At 65.7% G+C, this 21,832-nt stretch carries 22 protein-coding genes; 7 read left to right on the top strand and 15 right to left on the bottom strand.

The window, feature by feature from the left end:
* Positions 1-291: 291 nt before the first annotated feature.
* On the top strand, positions 292-1,425 hold the full coding sequence (locus tag AB0M63_RS11870) for an acyl-CoA dehydrogenase family protein (protein WP_366019478.1): 1,134 nt from the start codon (positions 292-294) through the stop codon (positions 1,423-1,425).
* A 27-nt stretch (positions 1,426-1,452) separates the two neighbouring features.
* Here AB0M63_RS11870 and AB0M63_RS11865 read toward each other — a convergent pair whose 3' ends face one another.
* The 4 genes from AB0M63_RS11865 to AB0M63_RS11850 all read right to left on the bottom strand — a co-directional run bounded on the left by AB0M63_RS11865 (position 1,453) and on the right by AB0M63_RS11850 (position 4,794).
* Positions 1,453-1,782, bottom strand: coding sequence for a rhodanese-like domain-containing protein (locus AB0M63_RS11865; RefSeq protein ID WP_355920005.1), 330 nt, complete (start codon positions 1,780-1,782; stop codon positions 1,453-1,455).
* 14 nt (positions 1,783-1,796) lie between these two features.
* A complete protein-coding gene (locus AB0M63_RS11860; RefSeq protein WP_355920008.1) occupies positions 1,797-2,642 on the bottom strand; it encodes a J domain-containing protein in 846 nt (281 codons plus the stop codon).
* 236 nt (positions 2,643-2,878) lie between these two features.
* The gene (locus AB0M63_RS11855) at positions 2,879-4,288 is read right to left on the bottom strand and encodes a DUF2252 domain-containing protein (protein WP_355919829.1); all 1,410 of its coding nucleotides are present in this window, start codon (positions 4,286-4,288) and stop codon (positions 2,879-2,881) included.
* A 143-nt stretch (positions 4,289-4,431) separates the two neighbouring features.
* On the bottom strand, positions 4,432-4,794 hold the full coding sequence (locus AB0M63_RS11850; protein ID WP_355919833.1) for a helix-turn-helix domain-containing protein: 363 nt from the start codon (positions 4,792-4,794) through the stop codon (positions 4,432-4,434).
* Positions 4,795-4,911: 117 nt separating this feature from the next.
* On the opposite strand from AB0M63_RS11850, the gene AB0M63_RS11845 reads away from it, so the two are divergent.
* Positions 4,912-5,562, top strand: coding sequence for an NAD(P)H-dependent oxidoreductase (locus AB0M63_RS11845; protein ID WP_355919836.1), 651 nt, complete (start codon positions 4,912-4,914; stop codon positions 5,560-5,562).
* Between the two features lie 504 nt (positions 5,563-6,066).
* On the opposite strand, the gene AB0M63_RS11840 is transcribed toward AB0M63_RS11845, so the two are convergent.
* Positions 6,067-6,531, bottom strand: a complete 465-nt coding sequence (locus tag AB0M63_RS11840; RefSeq protein ID WP_366019256.1) for a hypothetical protein — start codon at positions 6,529-6,531, stop codon at positions 6,067-6,069.
* A 439-nt stretch (positions 6,532-6,970) separates the two neighbouring features.
* Positions 6,971-7,483: a DNA-processing protein DprA gene (locus AB0M63_RS11835; RefSeq protein ID WP_366019255.1), complete on the bottom strand. Its 513-nt coding sequence runs from the start codon at positions 7,481-7,483 to the stop codon at positions 6,971-6,973.
* Between the two features lie 837 nt (positions 7,484-8,320).
* Here AB0M63_RS11835 and AB0M63_RS11830 point away from each other — a divergent pair.
* A complete protein-coding gene (locus tag AB0M63_RS11830; RefSeq protein WP_366019254.1) occupies positions 8,321-10,030 on the top strand; it encodes an AIPR family protein in 1,710 nt (569 codons plus the stop codon).
* Between the two features lie 504 nt (positions 10,031-10,534).
* Here AB0M63_RS11830 and AB0M63_RS11825 read toward each other — a convergent pair.
* The 4 genes from AB0M63_RS11825 to AB0M63_RS11810 all read right to left on the bottom strand — a co-directional run bounded on the left by AB0M63_RS11825 (position 10,535) and on the right by AB0M63_RS11810 (position 12,883).
* The gene (locus AB0M63_RS11825) at positions 10,535-12,028 is read right to left on the bottom strand and encodes a ThiF family adenylyltransferase (RefSeq protein ID WP_366019253.1); all 1,494 of its coding nucleotides are present in this window, start codon (positions 12,026-12,028) and stop codon (positions 10,535-10,537) included.
* Positions 12,025-12,399, bottom strand: coding sequence for a hypothetical protein (locus tag AB0M63_RS11820; RefSeq protein ID WP_366019252.1), 375 nt, complete (start codon positions 12,397-12,399; stop codon positions 12,025-12,027). The genes AB0M63_RS11825 and AB0M63_RS11820 overlap by 4 nt, the downstream gene beginning before the upstream one ends.
* Complete coding sequence (locus AB0M63_RS11815; RefSeq protein ID WP_366019251.1) at positions 12,396-12,659, bottom strand: hypothetical protein; 264 nt, start codon at positions 12,657-12,659, stop codon at positions 12,396-12,398. Before AB0M63_RS11815 ends, AB0M63_RS11820 begins: the two co-directional genes overlap by 4 nt.
* A gap of 71 nt (positions 12,660-12,730) precedes the next feature.
* Positions 12,731-12,883: a hypothetical protein gene (locus AB0M63_RS11810; RefSeq protein ID WP_329245505.1), complete on the bottom strand. Its 153-nt coding sequence runs from the start codon at positions 12,881-12,883 to the stop codon at positions 12,731-12,733.
* Between the two features lie 114 nt (positions 12,884-12,997).
* Here AB0M63_RS11810 and AB0M63_RS11805 point away from each other — a divergent pair, with 114 nt between their 5' ends.
* From AB0M63_RS11805 to AB0M63_RS11795, 3 genes are all read left to right on the top strand, one after another.
* Positions 12,998-13,375: a hypothetical protein gene (locus AB0M63_RS11805; RefSeq protein WP_366019250.1), complete on the top strand. Its 378-nt coding sequence runs from the start codon at positions 12,998-13,000 to the stop codon at positions 13,373-13,375.
* 44 nt (positions 13,376-13,419) lie between these two features.
* A complete protein-coding gene (locus tag AB0M63_RS11800; protein WP_366019249.1) occupies positions 13,420-14,556 on the top strand; it encodes an ImmA/IrrE family metallo-endopeptidase in 1,137 nt (378 codons plus the stop codon).
* A 214-nt stretch (positions 14,557-14,770) separates the two neighbouring features.
* Positions 14,771-15,880: a hypothetical protein gene (locus AB0M63_RS11795; protein WP_366019248.1), complete on the top strand. Its 1,110-nt coding sequence runs from the start codon at positions 14,771-14,773 to the stop codon at positions 15,878-15,880.
* A 270-nt stretch (positions 15,881-16,150) separates the two neighbouring features.
* Here AB0M63_RS11795 and AB0M63_RS11790 read toward each other — a convergent pair whose 3' ends face one another.
* The 3 genes from AB0M63_RS11790 to AB0M63_RS11780 form a co-directional block, all read right to left on the bottom strand.
* Entirely contained in the window at positions 16,151-17,260 is a 1,110-nt protein-coding gene (locus AB0M63_RS11790; RefSeq protein WP_366019247.1) for a hypothetical protein, read from the bottom strand.
* A gap of 177 nt (positions 17,261-17,437) precedes the next feature.
* Positions 17,438-17,893: a hypothetical protein gene (locus AB0M63_RS11785; protein WP_366019246.1), complete on the bottom strand. Its 456-nt coding sequence runs from the start codon at positions 17,891-17,893 to the stop codon at positions 17,438-17,440.
* Positions 17,894-17,984: 91 nt separating this feature from the next.
* A complete protein-coding gene (locus AB0M63_RS11780; protein ID WP_366019245.1) occupies positions 17,985-18,362 on the bottom strand; it encodes a hypothetical protein in 378 nt (125 codons plus the stop codon).
* Between the two features lie 320 nt (positions 18,363-18,682).
* On the opposite strand from AB0M63_RS11780, the gene AB0M63_RS11775 reads away from it, so the two are divergent.
* Positions 18,683-19,690 carry a TniQ family protein gene (locus AB0M63_RS11775; RefSeq protein WP_366019477.1) on the top strand — a complete coding sequence of 336 codons (1,008 nt, stop codon included), beginning with the start codon at positions 18,683-18,685 and terminating at the stop codon, positions 19,688-19,690.
* Between the two features lie 317 nt (positions 19,691-20,007).
* Here the strand turns inward: AB0M63_RS11775 and AB0M63_RS11770 are convergent, their stop codons facing one another.
* Entirely contained in the window at positions 20,008-20,190 is a 183-nt protein-coding gene (locus AB0M63_RS11770; protein WP_355916972.1) for a hypothetical protein, read from the bottom strand.
* A gap of 145 nt (positions 20,191-20,335) precedes the next feature.
* Positions 20,336-21,820 carry an MFS transporter gene (locus tag AB0M63_RS11765; protein ID WP_366019244.1) on the bottom strand — a complete coding sequence of 495 codons (1,485 nt, stop codon included), beginning with the start codon at positions 21,818-21,820 and terminating at the stop codon, positions 20,336-20,338.
* Between the last annotated feature and the right edge of the window lie 12 nt (positions 21,821-21,832).

The following is a 21,832-nucleotide window of genomic DNA, read 5'->3' as shown; positions in this document are numbered from 1 at the left end:
GGCGCACGCCCCGGGCACAGTCCTCCGCCTCACAGGCCACACACGTTGTCCACAGCGGCTGCCCGCAGGTTATCCACAGCCGTTGACACCTCTCCTCGGCGCATCCCACCATGACACAACGAGACCGAACGATCGGTCGGCCAGCCCGCGCCCGGACAGTGGATACCCATCGCGCACACCCAGGAGGTGCGACCGTTCCCTTCTTCTAGAACCTGTTCTATCTTGACGCTCCGTCAGATCCAGTCGGACGCCCGGCCGTTGGCCGGTGTGCGTGCGGGAGGGCAGGGGACCGTGGACTTCACCTTCAGCGAGGAGCAGCGGGCGGCGGCCGAAGCGGCGGCGGGGGTGTTCGCCGATGTCGCACCGGACGGGGTGCCCAGTCCGGCGGACACCACGGGCGCCGTCGCCGACGACTTCGACCGGGCACTGTGGGCCAGGCTCGCCGACGCGGACCTGCTGAGCCTGCTGCTCGACGAGGCGTACGGCGGAGCGGGCCTGGACGCCATCGCCCTGTGCCTGGTGCTGCGGGAATCGGCGAAGGTGCTGGCCAGGGTGCCGCTCCTGGAGAGCAGCGCGGCCGCCGCGACCGTACAGGCCTACGGCGGCGAGGAGTTGAGGTCCGCCCTGCTCACCCGGGCCGGCCGCGGCGACCTCGTGCTGACCGTGGCGGCGCACGGTCGTACCGGCCACGACCCGGCCGAACTCGCCGTGACCGCACGGCGGGACGGCGACCGGTGGGTGCTGGACGGGGTGCAGACGGCGGTGCCCTGGGCGCACAACGCGGATCTGGTCGTCGTACCGGCACACACGGACGCCGACCGGGCCGTCCTCGCGCTGGTCGCCCCCGACCGGGAGGGCGTCGTACTCGCCGAGCAGATCTCCACCACCGGCGAGCGGCTCGGCGAACTGCGCCTGGAATCCGTGCCGGTCGCGAGGGTCGACGTCATCGACGCCGAGGGCGCCTGGGAGTGGCTGCGCGATCTGCTTACCGCCGGCACCTGCGCGCTGGCCCTCGGACTCGGCACCGCCGTGCTGCGCATGACCGGCGAATACACCAGCAAGCGGGAGCAGTTCGGGTTCCCCGTCGCGACCTTCCAGGCCGTCGCCGTGCAGGCCGCCGACCGCTATGTCGACCTGCGCGCGATGGAGGCCACCCTGTGGCAGGCCGCCTGGCGCATCGCCTCGGGCGCACCGGGCGCGCTGCCGGCCGCCGCTGACCTGGCCGTGGCGAAGATCTGGGCCGCGGAGGGGGTACGACGGGTCGTGCAGACCGCGCAGCATCTGCACGGAGGCTTCGGCGCCGACACCGAGTATCCGCTGCACCGGTACCACGCCTGGGCCAAGCACCTGGAACTGTCGCTCGGCCCGGCGGCGGCGCACGAGGAAGCGCTCGGGGACCTGCTGGCGGCCCATCCGCTGGGCTAGGCGCCCAATGCCCCCCGACGGCTACGGCTACAGCACGAAGCCCGGCTGGCCCTCGTCCGTGACGACGGGTCGGCCGACGGCCGCCCACACCTGCATGCCGCCGTCCACGTTCACCGCGTCGATGCCCTGCTGGGCCAGATACATCGTGACCTGGGCCGAGCGCCCGCCGGAGCGGCAGATCACGTGGACCCGGCCGTCCTGCGGCGCGGCCTCGGTCAACTCTCCGTACCGGGCCACGAATTCACTGATGGGGATGTGCAGCGCCCCCGTGGCGTGACCGGCCTGCCACTCGTCGTCCTCGCGGACGTCCAGCAGGAAGTCGCCGTCCTTGAGGTCTCCGACCTCGACCGTGGGCACACCAGCTCCGAAACTCATGGCCCGACGCTACCCGACGGGCCTTCCGAAGCGTGCGGCTGTCCGAGCAGCGTCGCCAGCTCCTCCTCCCGCTCGGCGACCTGGGCGAGCAACTGCTCGGCGATCTCGTCGAGGAGACGGTCCGGGTCGTCCGGGGCGATCCGGAGCATGGAGCCGATGGCGCCCTCCTCCAGTTCGCGGGCGACGAGCGTGAGGAGTTCCTTGCGGTGGGCGAGCCACTCCAGGCGGGCGTACAGCTCCTCGCTGGGGCTCGGGCCGCGCTCCGCCGGGGCCGGTCCCGCGGCCCACTCCTCGCCCAGCTCGCGCAGCAGCGGGGCGTCGCCGCGGCTGTAGGCGGCGTTGACCCGGGTGATGAACTCCTCACGGCGCTTGCGCTCGTCGTCGTCCTGCGCCAGGTCGGGGTGGGCCTTGCGGGCCAGCTCGCGGTAGAGCTTGCGGGCCTCCTCGCTGGGGCGCACCCGCTGCGGGGGCCGTACCGGCTGGTCAGTGAGCATCGCCGCGGCCTCCGGGAACAGGCCGTCGCCGTCCATCCAGCCGTGGAACAGCTCCTCGACCGCGGGCATCGGCATCACCCGCGCCCGGGCCTCGTCCGCCCTGCGGATGTCCTCGGGATCACCGGTGCGGGCGGCCATGGCCTCGGCGATCCGCGCGTCCAGCTCGTCGAGCCGGGAGTACATCGGGCCGAGTTTCTGGTGGTGCAGCCGGGAGAAGTTCTCGACCTCGATGCGGAAGGTGTCCACCGCGATCTCGTACTCGATCAACGCCTGCTCGGCGGCGCGCACGGCCCGCTCCAGCCGCTCCTCGGGCCGGGGCGCCGCGCCGTCTCCGGTGCCCTCGCTCACGGAACCGTCGCCCGCCGCGGCTCCACCGGCGGACGGCACCTCGGCACCCGTCTGCTCCGGCGCCGGTTCACCAACGGGCGCGGACTGGGTCTGCTCAGCTTCCGGGGTCGTCACCCGACCAGCGTAGGCCACGGCCCGACCGGCGACGGGGCATCGGCTGCGCCGGTGCCCGGGGAGGCGTGGAGGCGGACCGTGCGCCCATCTCCCCGCACCCCTCCCCGCCGCCCGCGCACCGCCTACACCCCCAGCTCCGCCGCGATCCGACCCGACCGCACCGCCCCCACCAACTCCGCGTGGTCCGCCTCGGTGCGGTCGGCGTAGGCGACGGCGAACGTGGCTATCGCCTCGTCCAGCTCGTCCTTCTTGCCGCAGTAGCCGGCGACCAGGCGCGGGTCGGCGCTGTGGGCGTGGGCGCGGGCCAGGAGGGCGCCGGTCATCCGGCCGTAGTCGTCGATCTGGTCGGCGGCGAGGGCGGCCGGGTCGACGCTGCCCTTGCGGTTGCGGAACTGCCGTACCTGGAACGGCAGTCCGTCGACCGTCGTCCAGCCCAGCAGGATGTCGCTGACGACCTGCATCCGCTTCTGCCCGAGCACTACCCGCCGACCCTCGTGCGCGACGGGCGGCGCGTCGAACCCGGCGGTCAGCAGATGCGGCACCAGGGCCGAGGGCCGGGCCTCCTTCACCTGGAGGACTAGCGGTTCTCCGCGATGGTCCAGGAGCAGCACGACGTACGACCGGGTGCCCACGCTGCCCGTGCCGACGACGCGGAAGGCGACGTCGTGCACCGTGTGCCGGGCGAGCAGCGGGAGGCGGTCCTCGGAGAGCGTGTCCAGATACTCCTCCAGGGCCGCGGCCACCGCAGCGGCCTCCTCGTCCGGGATCCGGCGCAGCACCGGCGAGGCGTCGACGAAGCGGCGCCCGCCGTCCTCTGCCGCCTCGGTCGACCTGGCCGCGAACTTTCCGCTGGTGTTGCCCCGCGCCTTCTCGGAGACCCGCTCCAGGGTGCCGAGCAGGTCCCGGGCGTCGGCGTGCGAGACCAACTCCTCGTCCGCGATGGCGTTCCACGCGTCCAGCACCGGGAGCTTCGCCAGCAGTCGCATGGTGCGGCGGTAGGAACCCACCGCGCCGTGTGCCGCCGTACGGCAGGTGTCCTCGTCCGCACCGGCCTCCCGGCCCGCGAGCACCAGCGAGGCGGCAAGGCGCTTGAGGTCCCACTCCCAAGGGCCTCGCACGGTCTCGTCGAAGTCGTTCAGGTCGATGACCAGGCCGCCGCGGGCGTCGCCGTACAGGCCGAAGTTGGCCGCGTGGGCGTCGCCGCAGATCTGGGCGCCGATCCGGGTCATGGGGGTGCGGGCGAGGTCGTAGGCCATGAGGCCGGCCGAACCGCGCAGGAACGCGAAGGGCGTGGCGGCCATCCTGCCCACCCGTATCGGAGTGAGCCCGGGGATCCGGCCGCGGCCGGACTCCTCGACCGCGGTCACCGCGTCGGGGCGGGATCCGTCCAGGTCGAGAGCGGCGTGCGCGCTGCGCGGGACGCTCTCCCGCAGCGCCTTCCCCTCTTCTTTGGGCGACCCCTCCACGGGCCATGTGGCGAAGCCCCGCACCCCGGGCAGCCTGCGCCCCATACCGATACCTGCCTCGGTCATCCCGACCGCCTCCCCCGTACACCCGCACGAACATCAACTCGCGACGACCGTACAGCCGGTGGCGAAAACGCGTCAGACCCTGTGGACAACTCGGCGGCTGTGGAAAACCGACGGTGCCCGAGACGCCTCGCGCCGGGCCGGCGTCAGCACTGGCCCGACTGCCACCCCTCCGGCAGATGCGTCTTGGCCCACGCCGCGAGTTCCCGAAGTGCCGGTTCCAGCGCCATGCCCGCCGCCGTCAGCCGGTACGCGACGCGCAGCGGCGGTCCCTCGTCGACCTCGCGGACGAGCAGCCCGGCGGCGCCGAGTTCGGTGAGCCGGTCGGAGAGCATGCGTTCGCTGATGCCCGGGATCGCCCGGCGCAGGTCGGAGAAGTGGACGGGCTGCCCCATCAGGACGGCCACGATCGGCCCGGTCCAGCGCTTGCCGAGCAGTTGGAAGACACGGGTGATGCCGTCGTCGACCTTCCTGCACTCACCCATGTCGTGACTCTGCTCGACCGCCATGCCCTCAGGGTACTGCCCTCTTGTATGGGGGTGAAAAAAAGTAAGTACCTGTGTTATCCATAGTTGAGTACGAAAACTCAGTCACTGAGACAGAGTCACCGACCCCCGGAGATCCCCATGGCCACGCTCCTTCACATCGACTCCTCCGTGTTCCCCACCGGCGCCTCCGCCTCCCGCGCCGTCGCCGACGCCTTCCTCACGTCCTGGAAGGAACAGCACCCGGAGGGCACGGTGATCCACCGCGACCTCTCCGCGAACCCCGTCGCGCACATCACCGCCGACGCCCACACCGCCGGCTTCGCCGACCCGGCCACGCACACGCCCGAGCAGGCGGCGGCCTTCGCCGAGCGCGTGAAGCTCATAGAGGAGCTGGAGCAGGCGGACGCGGTGCTGATCGGCGCCCCGATGTACAACTTCACGATCCCCTCGACCCTGAAGGCCTGGCTGGACAACGTGATCCTCATGGGCCGCACCGCGGGCACCGAGGACGCGAAGGTCAAGGGCACCCCGGTCACCGTGATCGCCAGCCGCGGCGGCGCCTACGGCCCGGGCACCCCGCGCGAGGGCTCCGAGTACGTGCAGAACTATCTGAGCGCGGTCTTCACCACCCTCGCCATGGAGGTGGAGTTCATCGTCCCGGAGCTGACCATGGCCCCGCGGAACCCGGCGATGTCCGACCTGATCCCGCTCTACGAGGCCTCCCGCGAGCGAGCCCTCGGCGACGCGGCCACGAAGGCCAAGGAACTGGCGGAGCGCCTCGCGGCCTGACCGCCGCGCCCGACCCGACCCGCACGACCCGCACGACGACAGCGTGTGATTGTCCTCACCCGAGACGAGGATCACCGAAGCCGTGCCCCGGACACGAAGAAGCCCCTCAGGTCCGAGACCTGAGGGGCTTCTGTGTGGGGCACCGACTAAACATGACGATCAGGGCCTATAAGTCCGGCAAGGCTCGGAGTGGCACGCGCGCACAAGACGTCTGCTCTCGGTGGTCTCGGAGATCCTTTTGGCGGCCCGCATCCCTGTGCCCGAACTCACTTGCCCTCATTGCTCCTCTTCCTCATCCAGGACCGGCAGATCCATCGAGTGAGAGCTCCCACCAAGATGGCGATGCCGATCGCCCCCCAGTCGATGACGTGCGGAAGCCCGGGAAAGAAGGCGAAGAAGGCGAGTGTCAGTACAAAACCCGCCGCGAATGCTGCGACCCCAGCCGACTGCTGTCGCGCCTCCCCCAATGGTCCCCGCCCCTGCTGTTGATCGGTCATGAACGGCTCACTTCGTGATGTGATGACACTGACTCACACGCCGCACCCCATTGACGTAAAGATGCGCACACGCCTTTCCATAACGAGGCAGCGTCTGGGGGGAGTTGTTCCTCATCGGATCGATCTTGCACTCGTCGTGCGTCCGCCCTCGGGATGTCCGATAGGTCCTGTTCTCGGTGTCGGCGTACGTGAAGTCGATCCGCCAGTTACAGAATCCGCTGCTCAGCGCGCCGACGAAGGCGCAGTCGACACCCGCGTTCTGGTAGGTGATCTTCTTCCCGCCGCCTCGGATGATGTGTGTGAACAAGCATCCGGTCGGAACCTTCACCTCCATGCCGCCAACGCTGTACTCGAAGGTCCGGACGGGAGTCGACCCGACAGCACCGGCCTCCGCCACCGAGGAACTCGTCAGCACAAGAGCGCACGCAGCAGCAAGAGCCGTGAAAAGCCTGGGTCGATACAGCGCAACCATGAACAATCCCCTTCCGGCGGAGAACCTCTTCCGGCCGAAAGAACTCCGTCGCCGCGATCATGTTTCTGGCCGATTGGAGGGTTCACCGACTTGAGTGATCAAGAGGTAGTGCGCTGACCAGGTGATTCGTTTCGTCGGTTCAACTCGGCGAACTGCGTGTCGGTGGCCGCAGGCAGAGCCCCTCCACACGACTCAGGCGTGGCTCCACGGCCGAAGCACACACGCGTCCTGGGCGAACCGGCGGAGTCGCGCCTGCTCGACATGTACTGCGGTGTCGCCGTAGCTGATGTTGGGGTGGCGCCCAAGCACCAGGATGGCCACGCTCCCCGCTCCGGCGGCTTTCAGAGCCGAAGCCGCGGACTGGGCATGGTTGCCGGGGTCCAGCTGTCATCGGTGAGCAGGACGTTTCCGCCCCGGAGCGTTGAGGAGGTACCGCGCCTCAGAACGGCTGCGAGCCCCATGCGGAAGTACTGCTGCTGAAGGTGGGGAGCCAGCCTTCGCGGACCGCGGCAGAAACGCATGAGGAAAACCCGTCGACCTGCTCTAAGGCGAAGCGGGCCTGCACGCGGGCCCCACTGCGGTACGCAGCCTCGACCACGACGGCCGCCAGGCTGTAGCCGCCCATCACAGCGTTGCGCATGGGGAAGGATGCCTTTGAAGGCGAGGCGTCCGGCCGGAACTGGGAGAGCAACAGCCCCCGCTCCGCAATCTCCTGTTGCAGGCGGGCGTTCTGCACGGGGTAGGAGCGCCGCAGGCCGGTGCCGATGACGGCGACGGTCCGGCAGGCGACGGCGAGAGTTGCTCCGTGCGCGGCGGTATCGATCCCGGCAGCGAGGCCGCTGACCACTGTGGCGCCCCGCTCGGCCAGCCCTCCCGCGATCGCGCGGGTGCGGGCGATGCCCTCTGGAGTGGGGGGTACGGGTACCGACAACGGCAACTCGAAGATCGTCACCCATGGACATACCACGCCTGAACAGGAACGGCGGACGTTGGTGGACCAGTCGCAGACAGAGCGGATAGTTGTCGTCCAGGATCGTCACCAAACCGCATGCCCTCGCTCTCCCAGGCAGCGATCTCGGCGGCGACAGACTCCAGGTCCGTGGCAGGTTCTGTATCAAAGAGGGCGCCCTGACCAGAGGCATCGAGCGCGTTCCCAAGTACGTCTCGTGCGCTCCCGACAGTCTCGATCTGGTCGGTGAGTTCGGACTAGGGGAGATCCCAGCGCCGCAAGAGTGCGACGACGCCGGCTCGCTCCAGCTCATCGCCAATGCCCCAAGTATCGGAAGGGCGCCCGGGTCAGGCAGCCGACCTTGCGCGTTGGAACCGACCGCGCGGCCAAGGAACTGGCGGAGCGCCTCGCCGCCTGACCGCCGCGCCCGCCCGACCCGGCCGACCCGCACGACCCGCACGACCCGCACGACCCGCACGACGACAGCGTGTGATTGTCCTCACCCGAGACGGGGATCACCGAAGCCTGCACCGGACACGAAGAAGCCCCTCAGGTCCGAGACCTGAGGGGCTTCTGTTGTGGGGAACCGACGGAATGGGCTGATCAGTGGCGATCTATACGTGCACAAGATCTTTTCCCACGCATCACGTGATCTTTTCCCACCGCGCTGGTCACGGGGTGCCCGCCGGGGCGCAGTCGGGCAGAGCGGCAACCACAGGACAGAGTTACGGGCATATGCAGCCGGATCACGTTCCGCCTCTTCCTGGTCACCCTATGCGATGGCTACGGTGGCCTCTGTACGTGGAGCAGGTCTGCCAGCGCTGGTAAGCAGGGGGCTGCATGAAACGACTGTGGGTCAGGCACATAAAGGAAGCGCTGCACACTGGCTTCGCGGACCACATCGACATGAGTGACTACGCACAAGCCAGCGACTCGGTCCGCGAAAAGTCCTTCCTGAGCCGATCCTTAGCGGCTCTGGCCGTACAGAGGTTCACTGACCTGTCCGCAGCCGAGGCGGCAGCGACAGTGGTCGACGGAACTGGCGACAACGGAATCGATGCCATCGCGATCGACGCTCTTCAGCGCAGAGTAATCCTTGTCCAGTCGAAGTGGGACGGTTCGGGAGACGGCAGCCTCGGATTGGGCGATTCCCGGAATTTTGCGGCAGGGTTCAAAGATCTTCTGGACACGAAATTCGACCGATTCAACGCACGGCTCCGCACCCAAGAGGCCAAGATCACAGAGGCACTTGACGACGTCAACGTGACCTTCATCCTCGTAGTGGCAACCACCGGACGAACCGAATTGGCCGCACCCTCCTCCGCCGTTTTCAACGACCTGCTCGATGAAATGAACGAGTCACAACAAGTCGTATCCATGGAGACCCTGGGGCTGAGCGACTTCCATTCCTTCATATCCGAAGGATTGGGAGGTTCACGAATCGACTTCAGCGTCCAACTGGAGAACTGGGGTACGGTAAGCGAGCCATACGAGGCGTACTACGGCGTGGTGACCGCTGCAAGCGTTGCAAATTGGTACGAACACTTCGGAGACCGCCTCTTCTCACAGAACATTAGAAAAGCCTTAGGTAATACCAGCGTCAACGAGGCTGTCACTCATACGATCCTCAAGGATCCGCAACATTTCTGGTACTTCAACAATGGCGTGACAGCCCTGTGTGAGAGTGTAAAGAAGACCGCACGGGGTGCCGCCAGTCGCACTTTCGGGGATTTCTCACTCACAGGTGTGAGTATCGTTAATGGCGCCCAGACAGTGGCCAGCATCCATCAAGCGGCGCATAAGGGCGAAGCCAGCTTGAACGAGGCCATGGTGTGGGTGCGCTTCATTAGTCTTGAAGGCTGCCCAGAGGGTTTTGCGACAGCGGTGACCAGGGCGACAAACACACAGAACACTGTGGAGACCCGAGATTTTGTCTCACTGGACCCGGAACAGGGCCGCCTGTGCACGGAGCTCGTACTCTCGCTCAAAAAGACTTATTCGATCAAACGTGGCGAGCCAGTTCCGAGCCCCGAACATGGCTGCACGGTAGTCGACGCCACAGTAGCTCTGGCATGCGCGAACAGGGAGCCCAGTTTTGCGGTGATGGCGAAGAGCAGGATGGGAAGTCTCTGGGAGTCCGCAGAGAAGCCATACAGGACACTCTTCAATCCAACCGTGGGACCATATCGTGTATGGCGCTGCGTCGAAGTAATGCGAGAAGTCGACGCCACACTGACACGATTGAAGGGTCAACTCGACGGGCGCCCGCGTTCCATCTGCCTCCAGGGGAATAGACTGGTTCTCCACCTGGTTTTCCGGGAACTCGATCTGCAGCGGATCGAGGATCCCGAGTACGACTGGAAATCGGCACTGAAGCGCGTTCCCATGCTGACCGAAAAGAGCTTGACGGCCCTCACAAAGAGTATCGACGAGGCATATTCGAACAATTACCTGACCAGCCTCTTCAAGAATATTACAAAATGCCGTGACCTGGTCCAGAAAGTTCGTTCCGGAACTGACGGAATAGGTCAGGGGGCTGACGGAAACTGATCTGAATCGGGCGGCCCCTGTCCCGACGTACGCTAATCCGCACGAACAACCCGTCGCTCAGGGCTGTTGCAAAGTCTTTTGATCTTGTGTGAGCGCCGGTCAGGCAAGGTCGAGGAGGTCCAGCGGTCGGCGGAAGCCGTCGTAGGACATTTCGCGGAGTCTGGCCGCGATGTTCGCGGACGACACCCCCTGCCCCAGGAAGGAGCCTCTGCCGGGTCGCCCTCGGCCGGTCAGCATCGTCGATCGCCGTAGGAGCACCCGATGACGAACAGCTCTGGCCTTCTGGTGCGGTGGCCGCAAACGATGGCCCAGATCTGGTGACACGGCTGAATTGTGAATGGTGAGGTCGAAGGAGAGATCATCTCCAGCTCTGAAAGCGCACGAACCGAAGTCGCCCGGGGCGTCTCGGAATTCACAAGGCATCAGCTTGAGCTGGTGGTCGGCTGTACGTCCACTCGCGCCGCCCATGCCGCAGTCCAAGGCGAGCGTTGAGAAGTCGCATGCTCATCGGTACCAAGCCAACAGGTCGTCCAGGGCTCGCTGAAGCCGCACCGGCCACCGGCGGACAGCGTGACGGCGCACGGTGCGTGCCTGTTCGGCAGCATGGTGCCGGCCGGTGACGAGCACAGGTGTGTGATCGCCGAGCGCGCGGAGATGGCCGTCGTAGGGGCACCCGGGGGCGCAGCCCTCCAGTCGGCGGTCGATGGTGCCGGTCGTCAGGTGGTACAGCTGGGCACCCGTATCGGCGATACCGCCCGGTGCGGTGGTCATGGTGAGGAACTGGTTGAGCTGCGCGGCCGCGGCGCTCGCGGAGAAGATGAAGACGTTCTCCTTCCGACGCAGCGGATGGTCGGCCGCCAGACCCTTGATGTAGACGGGGTCGTCGAGCAGCCCGTCGCGCTCCGCGGCAACGTGGGCGGGGTCGTACTGGCCGAGGCATTCCATGCAGGCACGACCGGGTGCGGCGACGTGGGCGCGCCATTCGGCGCCGTTCATGTGGCCGCCGCGGGTATCGACCGCGATGCCGCCGTCCACGACGGGGATGAGGTGGGCGTAGGAAAGGAGGTTGAGGGCGGCGCGGGGCCAGGGCCGGTCTACGCAGGAGAAGAGCACGTCGCAGTCCGTGGCGGCGGCGAAGCCGTCCGGCTCCACCACGCTCGTCTCGTACGGCGTGACCCGGAGTTCGGCGGCGGTGGCGGCCCGACGTGCCGCGCGTGCGGCGATGTCCGCCTTGGCCCGAAGGAGACGGACGTCGCGGGGAGTGGCGTGCAGGAGCCGGTCGAGATTGACGTCCTCGACAGTGTCGAAGTCGAACAGGCTCAGACGCTGGATGCCGGTACGGGCCAGCGCTTCGACGACGAGCATGCCGACAGAGCCGGTACCGACGACTCCGACATGGAGCCGTGCCAGATCGTTCTGGGCGTCCTGCCCCCACGCGGAGACGGTACGCACCTGCCGGTTCGTGGCCCTGGGTACGGGGAGGAGGCGGTCGTTGAAGGTCACCTCGAAGCGGCCGCCGACGACGCGGACGTTTTCTGCCTCGGTGGGGACGTAGGTGCGCGGCGCGTGCTGCTGCCAGACGCGGGCGCCGTATCCGGCGTCCGCGCCGGCAAAGGTCAGACCGACCAGTGGGAGGCCGGTGATGGCCAGGGTCTGGGCGGCAAAGGACTCCTCGGCCGTGTGGTCGATGTCGTTCAGGCGCTGCCACCGGCGGCCTCGGGGGTGGGCGTGAATGAACCCGAGTCCGCAGCCGCGTTCGGTCGCGATGCCGGCGGCGCGCAGGAAGAAGGCGCTGGTGAAGTCCACGGTGCCGTGCACGATCCGCTCGCCGTTCTCGGGCAGGACGAGGTCGACGATCAGCGCGGTGGTCCGGCGGGAGCCGGTGCTCGGCCGCCAGAGGACGAAACAGCAGTCCTCTTGACCGTCCGCGCGGCGCAGATGTTCCGTGAAGCGCAACGCGATGTCGGTGGTCATGGCGATCGACAAGCGGGTGATCATGCCGGTGGCTCCAGTTGCGAGAACAGGGTGCGCAGGTGTCGCAGGTAGCCCCGCACGGTCCGGTCGGCCGCCCAGTTGACGGCCGGGCGGCTCCAGTACTCCCATGCCTCCCCCTCTCTTTCGAGCGGGGAGGGATGTACGGCGCCCTTCGGGTGGCCCAGGCGCGGGCTGACATGCGGGCCTGGCGGCGGGGACAAGGGCCAGTCCGGCACCATCGCCAGGCCGATCCGTACGGTCTCTCCGGCGCGCGGACCGACCTCGATCGTGTAGTCGAAGACGGCGAACTGGTCACGCTGGTGGACGGTGTAGCCGGCTGCGGCCAGGCCTGCGAGCATGCCCGCAGGCCCGGCTTCCGGCAGGGTCGTGGTCACGAGGTCTGGGTCGGACCGGTCGACACCGACACGAACGTCTCGCGCTCGTGCACGGCGATCTCCTTGTCGCCCTTGCCGTTAAACGGCTCCTGGTGGCGGCCGTTGATACGGACCAGGTAGTGCGTGGCCGGGTCGATGCCGGCCAGGCGGAGGATCTCGTTCGGGGTGGTGCGCCTGGGCACACCCGCGACCGACTCACCATCCACGGTGACCGTCACCGTCTTGTGTACGGGGTCCTTATGCTGCGTGTCCGTCGTCATGACGGCCACCTCCTTCCCGGCCCGTGGGACGGGCCGGTATCGGTTTCAGCGGGCTGTTGCCCTGCTCGGAACTACTTCTTCTTGGCCTTCGCGGAGGCCTGCTCGTTCACAGTCGTGGCCGGGTTGCGGCGCACCGTGGACTGCTTCACGAAGCGGCCCGTGATCGCGCTGCGGCCACGCTTACTGCCGCCGGAACTGCTGGAGGTACTGCGCTTGGCCGTCATATGACGCCTCCTTACCGGGATACAGATCCCATTGACCTGCGGGAACGCACTACAAGATCCAAAAAAGAATGCACCCAACAGGTTAAGTAAACTCTTCTTGATCCAGAGAGTAGCATGGAGCCAGTAGGTATACGCAAGTGGATTCTGGGGCTGCTGGTGGACATCGTCTTCGACGACACAGAGCTGGCCCGCGTCTGTAACAGCGACGCGGCGCGCAGGGCCCGTTTCGGGCCGGAGGCCGCCGCCACGCTGCACAGACGTCTCGGCCAGATGGCCGCCGCCGCCCATCTGGCCGACCTTCGCCATCTCGCGGCTGCCCGTCTGCGCCCCGGTCCGCCCGGCGACCGCTTCGCTCGGTTGATCTCCGTCGGGGCTCACGGCGACCTTCTCGTGCACCCCCGCGACGCGCCGCCCGCGCTGGACCGTGACGGCATGCTGGACGAGCACTCCGTACGGGCCCTGATAATCACCGCGATCACCATCAGCCGCTGATCACCCTGCCGCCCCTCAGCCTCGCCGACCTCAGAGAGGCCCTCGTGACTCCGCCGCCCACCCCGTACGTCTCATACGACCCCGACTCCGCCAGACCACCCGGCGAAACCCTCAAGGAGCAGCTCGACGCCCTTGGCATCCCGCAGGCCGACCTGGCCCGGCGCACCGGCCTGTCGACCAAGCACATCAACCAGATCGTCCAGGGCACCGCAGTCCTCACCCCGGAAACCGCACTCTTGCTTGAGCGCACCACGGACATCCCGGCCTCCATGTGGAACCAGTTGGAGGCCGCCTGGCGCACCCACATCACTCGCGACCAAGAACTCCAGCAGTTGGGCAAGCGCGTCGACTGGCTGAACAACTTCTCAATGTCCGAACTCGTCAAGCGCAAGATCCTGCCGAACAAGGACAAGACCGCGGAGAACCTCCAGCGCCTGCTGGCATTCTTCGGCGTCGCCGACCCCGAAGTCGCCGCGGATCTATGGCGCGGCTATCGCACCGCGTTCCGCCGCTCCACCGTCCTGGAAGTAAACGACTACGCCACCGTGATCTGGCTGCGCCAGGCAGAACTACAGGCCCGCGACCTGCCCTGCGAACCGTTCGATCGCGCGGTACTCACCGCTCTCCTGCCTCGCCTGCGCGCACTCACCATCGAAAAGCCGGAGACCTGGCCTCGACAGATCTCCCACTTGTGTGCCCAGGCCGGCGTGGCCGTCGTCTTCATCCCCGCCCCGCCCCACTCGCACGTATCCGGTGTCACCCGCTGGCTCGCACCCGACAAGGTCGGGGTCGCCCTCAGCGACAGGTTCAAGAAGGAGGACCACTTCTGGTTCACCGTTTTCCACGAGATCGGCCACATCCTTCTGCACGGAAAACGGCTGACCTTCCTGGACAACACCGACCGCGAGGATGAGCGAACACCGGAAGGCGACCGCAGTGAAGAAGAAGCTGACGCTTTCGCAGCAGAGACGCTGATCCCACCGGAATACGCGGCGTCCTACCGGCGCCTCGTGAGCAGGCCCATGCCCTTCACCAAGATCGAGGCCTTCGCCCAGCAAGCCGGTATCGCTCCCGGAATCGTCGTAGGACGCCTCCAGCACGATGGGGCACTCGAATGGACCCACGGCAACAAGTACAAGCGCACCGTCCAGATCATCCCTGCCGACGGCAAGTCTTCTTGACGCCATCCTCGCCCGAGCATCGACCACATATTCGGACCGCCCTTTCCGCAGCCCGCTGCGAAGGAATGAACCGATTTCAGAGGCACCGCAATGCATCTCTGACACTCGGATTCACTTGGGAGAGGATCGAACAGCGGTCGGGGCGATCAGAAAACCCGTTGCATATCACATGAGACGGGAAGACAATTTTTGCTCAGCGTAAAGGAGGCTGACGGTGTCGGTAAACGATGACGTGATCAAGGCCGGTGTGGCGAGCGATGCCGACTACATCGGCCGATTGTTTCGCGATTTTCAGTCAGTGAATGATGCGAGCGTATCGTCGATCATACCTCTGTGCATGGCGCCTTACTTTTCGCTGATGCTTCATGAGGCAAAGAGGAAGCCTCAGGCGATCACTCCTACAGCGTTTGACGGATTCTCTGCAGAAGCTGAGGAAGTATGCGCTCGCGCGAGGCATAGTCTGAAGCTCTTCGAAGACACGCAGCGATACATCGATGGACAGTTGCGATTCTTCAGAGATGAAATTTTGGACAAGCACTCTGAGTACTTCCTCAGAAATACCTGGCTCTGGCTCGCACGGAGGTGGGAGAAGGACCTGGGGCTGTTCACGTACGAGGGTGCGCTAGTTACGACATCGCATGCCGCCACATTCCACCTTGGAGTTGAGACGGAGAAGCTCCTTCAGGAGGATAACGGCGCATACATGCTCAGTATTATGCAGCAGTTCGGCCGATGTTTCCGAGCGCTTGGCGCCCGTATGGACACTCAGGGAGGCGAGACGTTTGTGCACTACCTCTCTGGGACGCATTTGAAGTCTCTGGATGCGCGGGCCTCAATGTATTACGCGCGGGCTTTTAATGGAGCAGCCACACCGGCCATCAACGGCGTCTTGACTGACTTCCAGGTCAGAATGAACTTCATCGACAGGATCATCACTGCTGGCGCCGATATTCGAAATCTTGAGTACACGGTTTTCAAGATTCGCTACGTCACCCTGTATCAAGTGCTGTTGAGCCTCAAGCTCCTCAAGGAGGACGCCCGTTATCCACTGTCCCCTTCATCTAGCACAGTGCTGGAAAAAATCCTGGACACTGACTCCGTGCGTGCCATCACGGACGGCACAGCCCGAGAGTTTCGGAACACCTTGATGCACTACAACTTGCTGAAGGGAGCCGACGCCGGAAAGGTAGATATGAGGCAGCCGATCTTTGGCCTAGTGCCTCAGTACTTCCCTGCATATGACTTCGGGCAGCTGAGCGAGTTGGTCGATGCCTGTATTAGCGAAACAGCGGGCTCCTTGAATAGCTGGGCGCTCGACATGTAGCCAGCATCACACTGAGCAACTTTTTGAGCAGCCCGAGCGTATTGTTCGATAACCAGTGTCGACCACCAAAATACATTTCCCGCTCCACTGAGGGTGTCAAGCTTCTTTTTGAGTTCGGTCAGTGGTGTTCCACTCCAAGGCACCATGGCGGTTCGCGAGGTATCGGGCAGGTCGAGTCGTTCGAAGAACATGCTTGCGCCGTGCCGTTGATCCTGCGCAACTGTTGACCCGGTGCGCCGGAATGCAACGCCGTGTTCAGGCAGAGTGGATTCAAACGGGCTGATGTGCGCTAATCTGCGCGCATCCTTCTATAGGGCATTCGCGAGGTACTTTCCCCCCACCCAGCGGCTTATGTGTCGCCCAAACCACTTCCATGTCCAGATCTTTCAGAGCGTCCCTCATCTTCTTCAAAGCATTGTCAGAGAATCTAGGATGCCGTTGGGCGCCCATCTCGAATACATACAGGCACGACGTGTCCTGATCGAGCCCCAGGTGCTGCCGCAAGGCCAATGACCGTGGTTTGGAGAGGCCGAGACTTTTAGCCAGTTCGGTAGCCGACCAATGATACTTCTTCTGCAGGTCGATCTCGCGGATTGCCGCAGCGTCAGAATCGCCTCCCGCAAACTTGACCGGCGGCCCCTTTTTATCGAAACGGACGGTCAGCGTCGGGCCTTCCCCAGAGAATTCAGTTGCGATCTTCTCAAGGGCAGGGAAGACCGATCCTCTGGGCTTACCCTGCAAGATTCCCTTTTCGACGCGATCCACATCCCTCTCACTGACAAGACTTTCCTCGGAGGCATGGCCTTCAATAGCAAGAAGCGTCCGGATCCTCGCGCGAGCCTCGTTGCGCGCTCGACGGCCCGGCTGGAACAGCTCTTGAATCTGCGTGAACTCTCGATCAATAAGGATGTCCAGACCCTCGGGTGGGTCGGTGGATATGGGCAGGACTCTCAGCGGCAAGCTATCGGCGAGGTGCTCGCCGAAGACTCGTTTAAGGAGATCATCGAACAAGGTCACACCGGCACGTGCATGTACGAAGAGAATCTGCTCACTCACAATGTTGAACCAGTGCTGCTCGTCGTCTCGCAGCGCGTCAATCGCTCGGAGCGTCCCGGCTTCCGCATCAGTCAACTTAATCTTCGGTTCCTGGCGGGCGAGTTGAAGACACTTCTCGAACCCGATCGACCGCCCCAGGCTCTTATCGAAGACCGGCACGCCGTTATGAACTAGAGCAGCCTTAAGCAGCATCTCGAACGAATGCTGGAGGCTGAGGAGGACGGCAGAGCTGCGCCCGTCATCATCAACGGAGTTGAAGGCCGTCGTCATCCTCTTGAGCGAGGCCAACGCCTTCTTCTTCAGCACACGCGTCGACTGCTTCATCTCGCGCCTCCGGTTGCGCACCCGATGCCGCATCGAAGCACGAGCAAGTACCCGCCGTCCATGGACGTGCGTCCGCATCCTGGCAGTTGAGCGGACCGTCCCGCTCAACGCCGCCCCGGCAAAGGCAAGAGCCGGGCGCTGGCAAAGACGTTAAGCCAGAACCAGCACTTGGCAGAGTCACCTCTCAAACCGCTGCGCCGCAGCTCCCGCGACCTCCACCGCACTGTAGGTGCGTAGCAGTTCGTTGAGCCGACACTCCAACGCCGCTCGGCGCGTAGAACGGTCACGGGCCAGTGCCTGTGCAATCGCCTGGTGCAAGTAATCCTCCCGAGTTTGCTGCTCAGCTGCGGCGAGCCTCTGGATCCGGTCCTGGACCTCTTCGCTCATGGGGATGCTCATGAGGTACTTGCCGTCATGGCCCGGAAAGAGACTGCAGAGCACATCGATGGGGAGCGCATCCTCCAACCGTTTCCAGATCTTCCTCACGGCCCGGCGTTCGTTTTTGGCGGTCACAAGCACCACGAGTCGCTTGCGATCCTCATCAGCCGCCATCTGCATGGCACTTTCCTGCTGTGCGGCCTGGAGCTCGGCTACTTCAATCGTGCGGGTCAGGATTATCTCGATGGCGTACACGGACACTGCTTGCTCTCCACGTGTGGGTTCGGGCGTAAAAGGCGGTGGGCGTGACCGGTCGCAGCGCCCGAGGCAAGGTCCGCATCGGCCCTTACTCGAGGGAGATCTCTCCGTCCGGCAGCCACCCGTCCCAGTAGCCGTCCATGAAGTCGAGCAATTCAGCGGGCTCGGCCAGTTCTCCGGACGACCGCAGTTCGGCCGTCGTCCACCAACGGGCTTCCGGGGCGAGCGCGAAGCGGACGGCCGCCGGCCAGCTCTCCGCGGCAGGCCGCACCACGACGACGTACTCAACGCCCTGCGGTGCGTCCTTGCGGGAGAGCCGGCCGATGAGCGGCGGGATGCGAAGTGCGGGGAGATGAGCATCTCGACGCAGATGCCGGGTTGCCGCGCGGCGGATGGTCTCGCCGGGGCACATGGGGAGTGTCGGCACGGTCCAGCAGCAGGGTTCGCTGTCAGGCTCTGCCGGCATCAGAAGGAGCCGGCGTTTCGGGGAATCGATGAGGACTGGACTTACTACGTCGCGGCCATCCGAGTGGGCATCGTCCATGCCCCAACTCTTCCTTGATGTTATTCGAATAGCACACCCAAGCGCCCTAACGGGTGATGCGCGGCCGACCGAGATCCCGTAAACGCGGCCCTTCCCTGATCACCCACATCGGTGGTCCGTTCACACGCCACGGTTCGGCAGAGTGCACATGCCACAGGATCCCCATCGTGACTACTGCCAAGAAGACGACGCAGAAGCGTCGCCCACCACGCCGCACCCTGACCGAACCCGTGGTGTAGCCAATCCCCGGGGAGTCACTGACCAGCTGGATCGGCGCACTCGCCCATCAACAGGATTTCGAGATGAAGCCGCTCCTTCGGGAACTTCACCTCGACAGAGTCGGCGGACTTTCCGGGGCAGAACTGCGGTTGTCCGATCCCGTGGTTCGGCGGATGGAGAAGCTGACCGGGATCGACGCCGAGCGCCTGCGCACCATGACCCTGGCGCGCTACGCCGGCAACGCGCTACCGCATCTGCCACCGTTCTCGTCTGATGGTGTGGCGGTTCAGCAGTGGCACAAGGGTGCGTGGTTCCACCACTCACAGGCACGCTGGTGCACCAAGTGCCTACGCGGCAACGACAGTCGCTGGCTCCTGCGCTGGAAACTTCCCTGGTCGTTCGCGTGCGTTGACCACGCCGTGTACGTGGTGACCGAGTGCCAGGCCTGCTGGGGCTCCGTCGATTTCCGGCACGATGCCCCACCTGAGCGGACCTGCAACAACTGGACGGACGAGGGCGGGTGGACTTACGACCTCAGAGAACCATGCGGCTTCTCGCTGAATATGTGCCAGCCGGTACCAGTGAGTGACGACTCCGTTCTGGCCTTGCAGGCGCGTGTCAACGCATGGCTCGATGGGACTCCCACGCATGAGGACAGGCAACTCGTGGCCCTGGCGGCCGTGCTGATCCCGCTCCTGTCACCGTCGATGGTGCGGCGCGGTGACCCGCTCCTGCGCTATGCGGTGCGCTCCCCCAGGGGCACCTCGCAACAGCAGAGGAAAGGCCGACGGCCGTGGACCGACTCACTTCGGGTGGCGGCCGCCGTGTATGCGGCGGATTCGTTTCTACGCCGCAGGTATTCCGCCGACCAGGTCGCAGACTGGATCGTCGACCTTCGCCACATCGATCACCGGCGTAGGCCATGGCACATGGACGTGGCCGAGTTGGCGTACGGGCCTTCGCTCCGGCCGAATCCCTTCGTCGAACCGCTGGTGCACCGCGGGTTGATCGCTCTGGGCGGCTGGCTCTGACGGCGACTTGCTTTTCAGGTGGGGAATCGGGACCACCTCATTCGGGCCGTGCGATTGCGCCCAGAGTGCAGCGCGGCAACACCCCCAGGCTCAGCCGCGCAGCAAGATGTGTGCCGCCGACCGCCCCAGATACACGGCGATGCCGCCCGTCTGATGAAGCTTTCGACGTCGAGGCGCCTGACACCCGAGCCCATTCGTCGTCCGTCAGATCTCTGGCCTGAGAGCGGAGCGATGCTGCATGCACTCGGACGCGGAGATGATCCGCCGGACAGAGCCTGACATACGTGAACCGGTGCGGGGCGCCCAGCGTTCCAGGGTCAGGCACGTTGGCCGCGGCTGCGGAGGAGACCGCTCCCCGCGCCGAGAGCGATGACACCCATGGCGGCGCTGGTGATGAGGCCCTGGGTGCCGTCGATGGCGAAGGGCGCAACTGCGGCGACGGTGAGATTGAAGAGGAACAGGAACCACAGGACGGGGCGGGAGGAGAGGAGTGCCTTCATGGGATTTTCCTTTCGGGAAGCTGCTTGTCTGCTTGAGTACCGGAACGTTTTGGCGGCCCTGGAGCCGTGTATTTGGCGGTGAGTGGTCGGGCGATCGCCCCAAGGGCGGGTGGCGGCGAGGGCCTGGAGTCGGTGTTCTCGATACCTAGACGCTGGCCTCGGTGACCTCTGCGGCGTCCGTCGGGCCGTCGGCGGCCGATGGCTCCTCGACGGTGGTGTGCCGACGTGGGATGAAGGAAGCGATGACGAAGGCGAGGAGGGCTGATCCCGCGCCGATGGCCATGACCACCTTGAAGCCGTTCTCGGCAGGCAGTGGGTGGCCGCCGAAGTCGGTGGTCATCTGGGCGAGGATGACGCCGGCGATGGCGCTGGCGAAGGAGGTGCCGATGGACCGCATCAGGGTGTTGAGGCTGTTGGCGGCGGCGGTCTCGGAGGCGGGTACGGCGTCCATGATGAGGGCGGGCATGGCGCCGTAGGCGAAGCCGATGCCGGCGCCGATGGTGCAGGCGATCAGTGTGATGTGCCAGACCTCGGACATCAGCACGAGGCTCAGGCTGTAGCCGGCGGCGACGATGACGGCACCGCACATCAAGGTGATCTTCGGGCCCTTGGCCTTGGTGACGCGTGCCGACACGGCGGACATCGTCATCATCACCAGGCCCTGCGGCGCCAGGACCAGACCCACGGCCAGCATGGACTTGCCGAGGCCGTAGCCGGTCTCCTTGGGCAGCTGGAGCACCTGCGGTAGCACCAGGGACATCGCGAACATCGAGAAGCCGATCGCAACCGAGGCCAGGTTGGTGACCAGTACCTGGCGACGGGCTGTGGTCCGCAGGTCCACCAGTGGCTCGCCGGTGCGCAGTTCGTAGTAGCCCCAGACCGGCAGTACGACGATCGTGGTGGCGAACAGGCCGAGCGTGGAGGCGCTCGTCCAACCCCAGTCGCTGCCCTTGGAGACGGCCAGCAGCAGGGAAATCAGGCCGACCGCCATGCCGAAGGCGCCGATGAGGTCGAAGCGTCCGCCGGTGCGGACTTCCGACTCGGGTACGAGGACCAGGACGAGCGCGAGGGCGACGGCGCCGAGGGTGGCCGAGGTCCAGAACAGTACGTGCCAGTTGAAGTTGTCGGCGATGAAGGCGGAAGAGGGCAGGCCGAGGGCGCCGCCGACGCCGAGGGAGGCGCTCATCAGTGCGGTGGCGCCGGCCAGTCGCTCGGCGGGCAGCACGTCGCGCATGATGCTTATGCCGAGCGGAATGACACCGGCGGCCAGACCCTGCAGAGCTCGTCCGGCGATCATCGGGATCACGGAGTTGCTCAGCGCGCAGACGACCGAGCCGGCTATCAGCAGGACGATGCTGACCAGCAGCATGCGGCGTTTGCCGTACATGTCGCCGAGGCGGCCGATCACCGGGGTGGCGACGGCGGCGGCAAGCAGGGTGGCGGTGACCGCCCAGGCGGTGTTCGACGCCGAGGCGTCGAGGAGCCGTGGCAGCTCGGGGACGATCGGGATGACGAGCGTCTGCATCAGCGAGACAACGATTCCGGCGAAGGCCAGCACCGCCACCACAGTGTTCGACCTCACCGGGGCGGAGCTCCCGACGGCTGAGGGCCGGGCAGGGGCGTCGGACATGGAACGGCCTCC

Origin of the sequence: Streptomyces sp. NPDC051576, assembly GCF_040681835.1 — a bacterium.
Classification (GTDB): domain Bacteria; phylum Actinomycetota; class Actinomycetes; order Streptomycetales; family Streptomycetaceae; genus Streptomyces.
This window is presented reverse-complemented; position numbering and strand designations above follow the sequence as displayed.

Bases quoted from the DNA above. Each gene is read 5' to 3' on its own strand.
- AB0M63_RS11825 (WP_366019253.1), bottom strand. From the start codon at position 12,028: ATGATCACCCGCTTGTCGATCGCCATGACCACCGACATCGCGTTGCGC.
- AB0M63_RS11770 (WP_355916972.1), bottom strand. From the start codon at position 20,190: ATGAAGGCACTCCTCTCCTCCCGCCCCGTCCTGTGGTTCCTGTTCCTC.
- AB0M63_RS11855 (WP_355919829.1), bottom strand. From the start codon at position 4,288: ATGACCGAGGCAGGTATCGGTATGGGGCGCAGGCTGCCCGGGGTGCGG.
- AB0M63_RS11805 (WP_366019250.1), top strand. From the start codon at position 12,998: ATGGAGCCAGTAGGTATACGCAAGTGGATTCTGGGGCTGCTGGTGGAC.
- AB0M63_RS11780 (WP_366019245.1), bottom strand. From the start codon at position 18,362: ATGCCGGCAGAGCCTGACAGCGAACCCTGCTGCTGGACCGTGCCGACA.
- AB0M63_RS11790 (WP_366019247.1), bottom strand. From the start codon at position 17,260: ATGAAGCAGTCGACGCGTGTGCTGAAGAAGAAGGCGTTGGCCTCGCTC.
- AB0M63_RS11815 (WP_366019251.1), bottom strand. From the start codon at position 12,659: ATGACGACGGACACGCAGCATAAGGACCCCGTACACAAGACGGTGACG.
- AB0M63_RS11830 (WP_366019254.1), top strand. From the start codon at position 8,321: ATGAAACGACTGTGGGTCAGGCACATAAAGGAAGCGCTGCACACTGGC.
- AB0M63_RS11765 (WP_366019244.1), bottom strand. From the start codon at position 21,820: ATGTCCGACGCCCCTGCCCGGCCCTCAGCCGTCGGGAGCTCCGCCCCG.
- AB0M63_RS11850 (WP_355919833.1), bottom strand. From the start codon at position 4,794: ATGGCGGTCGAGCAGAGTCACGACATGGGTGAGTGCAGGAAGGTCGAC.
- AB0M63_RS11845 (WP_355919836.1), top strand. From the start codon at position 4,912: ATGGCCACGCTCCTTCACATCGACTCCTCCGTGTTCCCCACCGGCGCC.
- AB0M63_RS11840 (WP_366019256.1), bottom strand. From the start codon at position 6,531: ATGGTTGCGCTGTATCGACCCAGGCTTTTCACGGCTCTTGCTGCTGCG.
- AB0M63_RS11810 (WP_329245505.1), bottom strand. From the start codon at position 12,883: ATGACGGCCAAGCGCAGTACCTCCAGCAGTTCCGGCGGCAGTAAGCGT.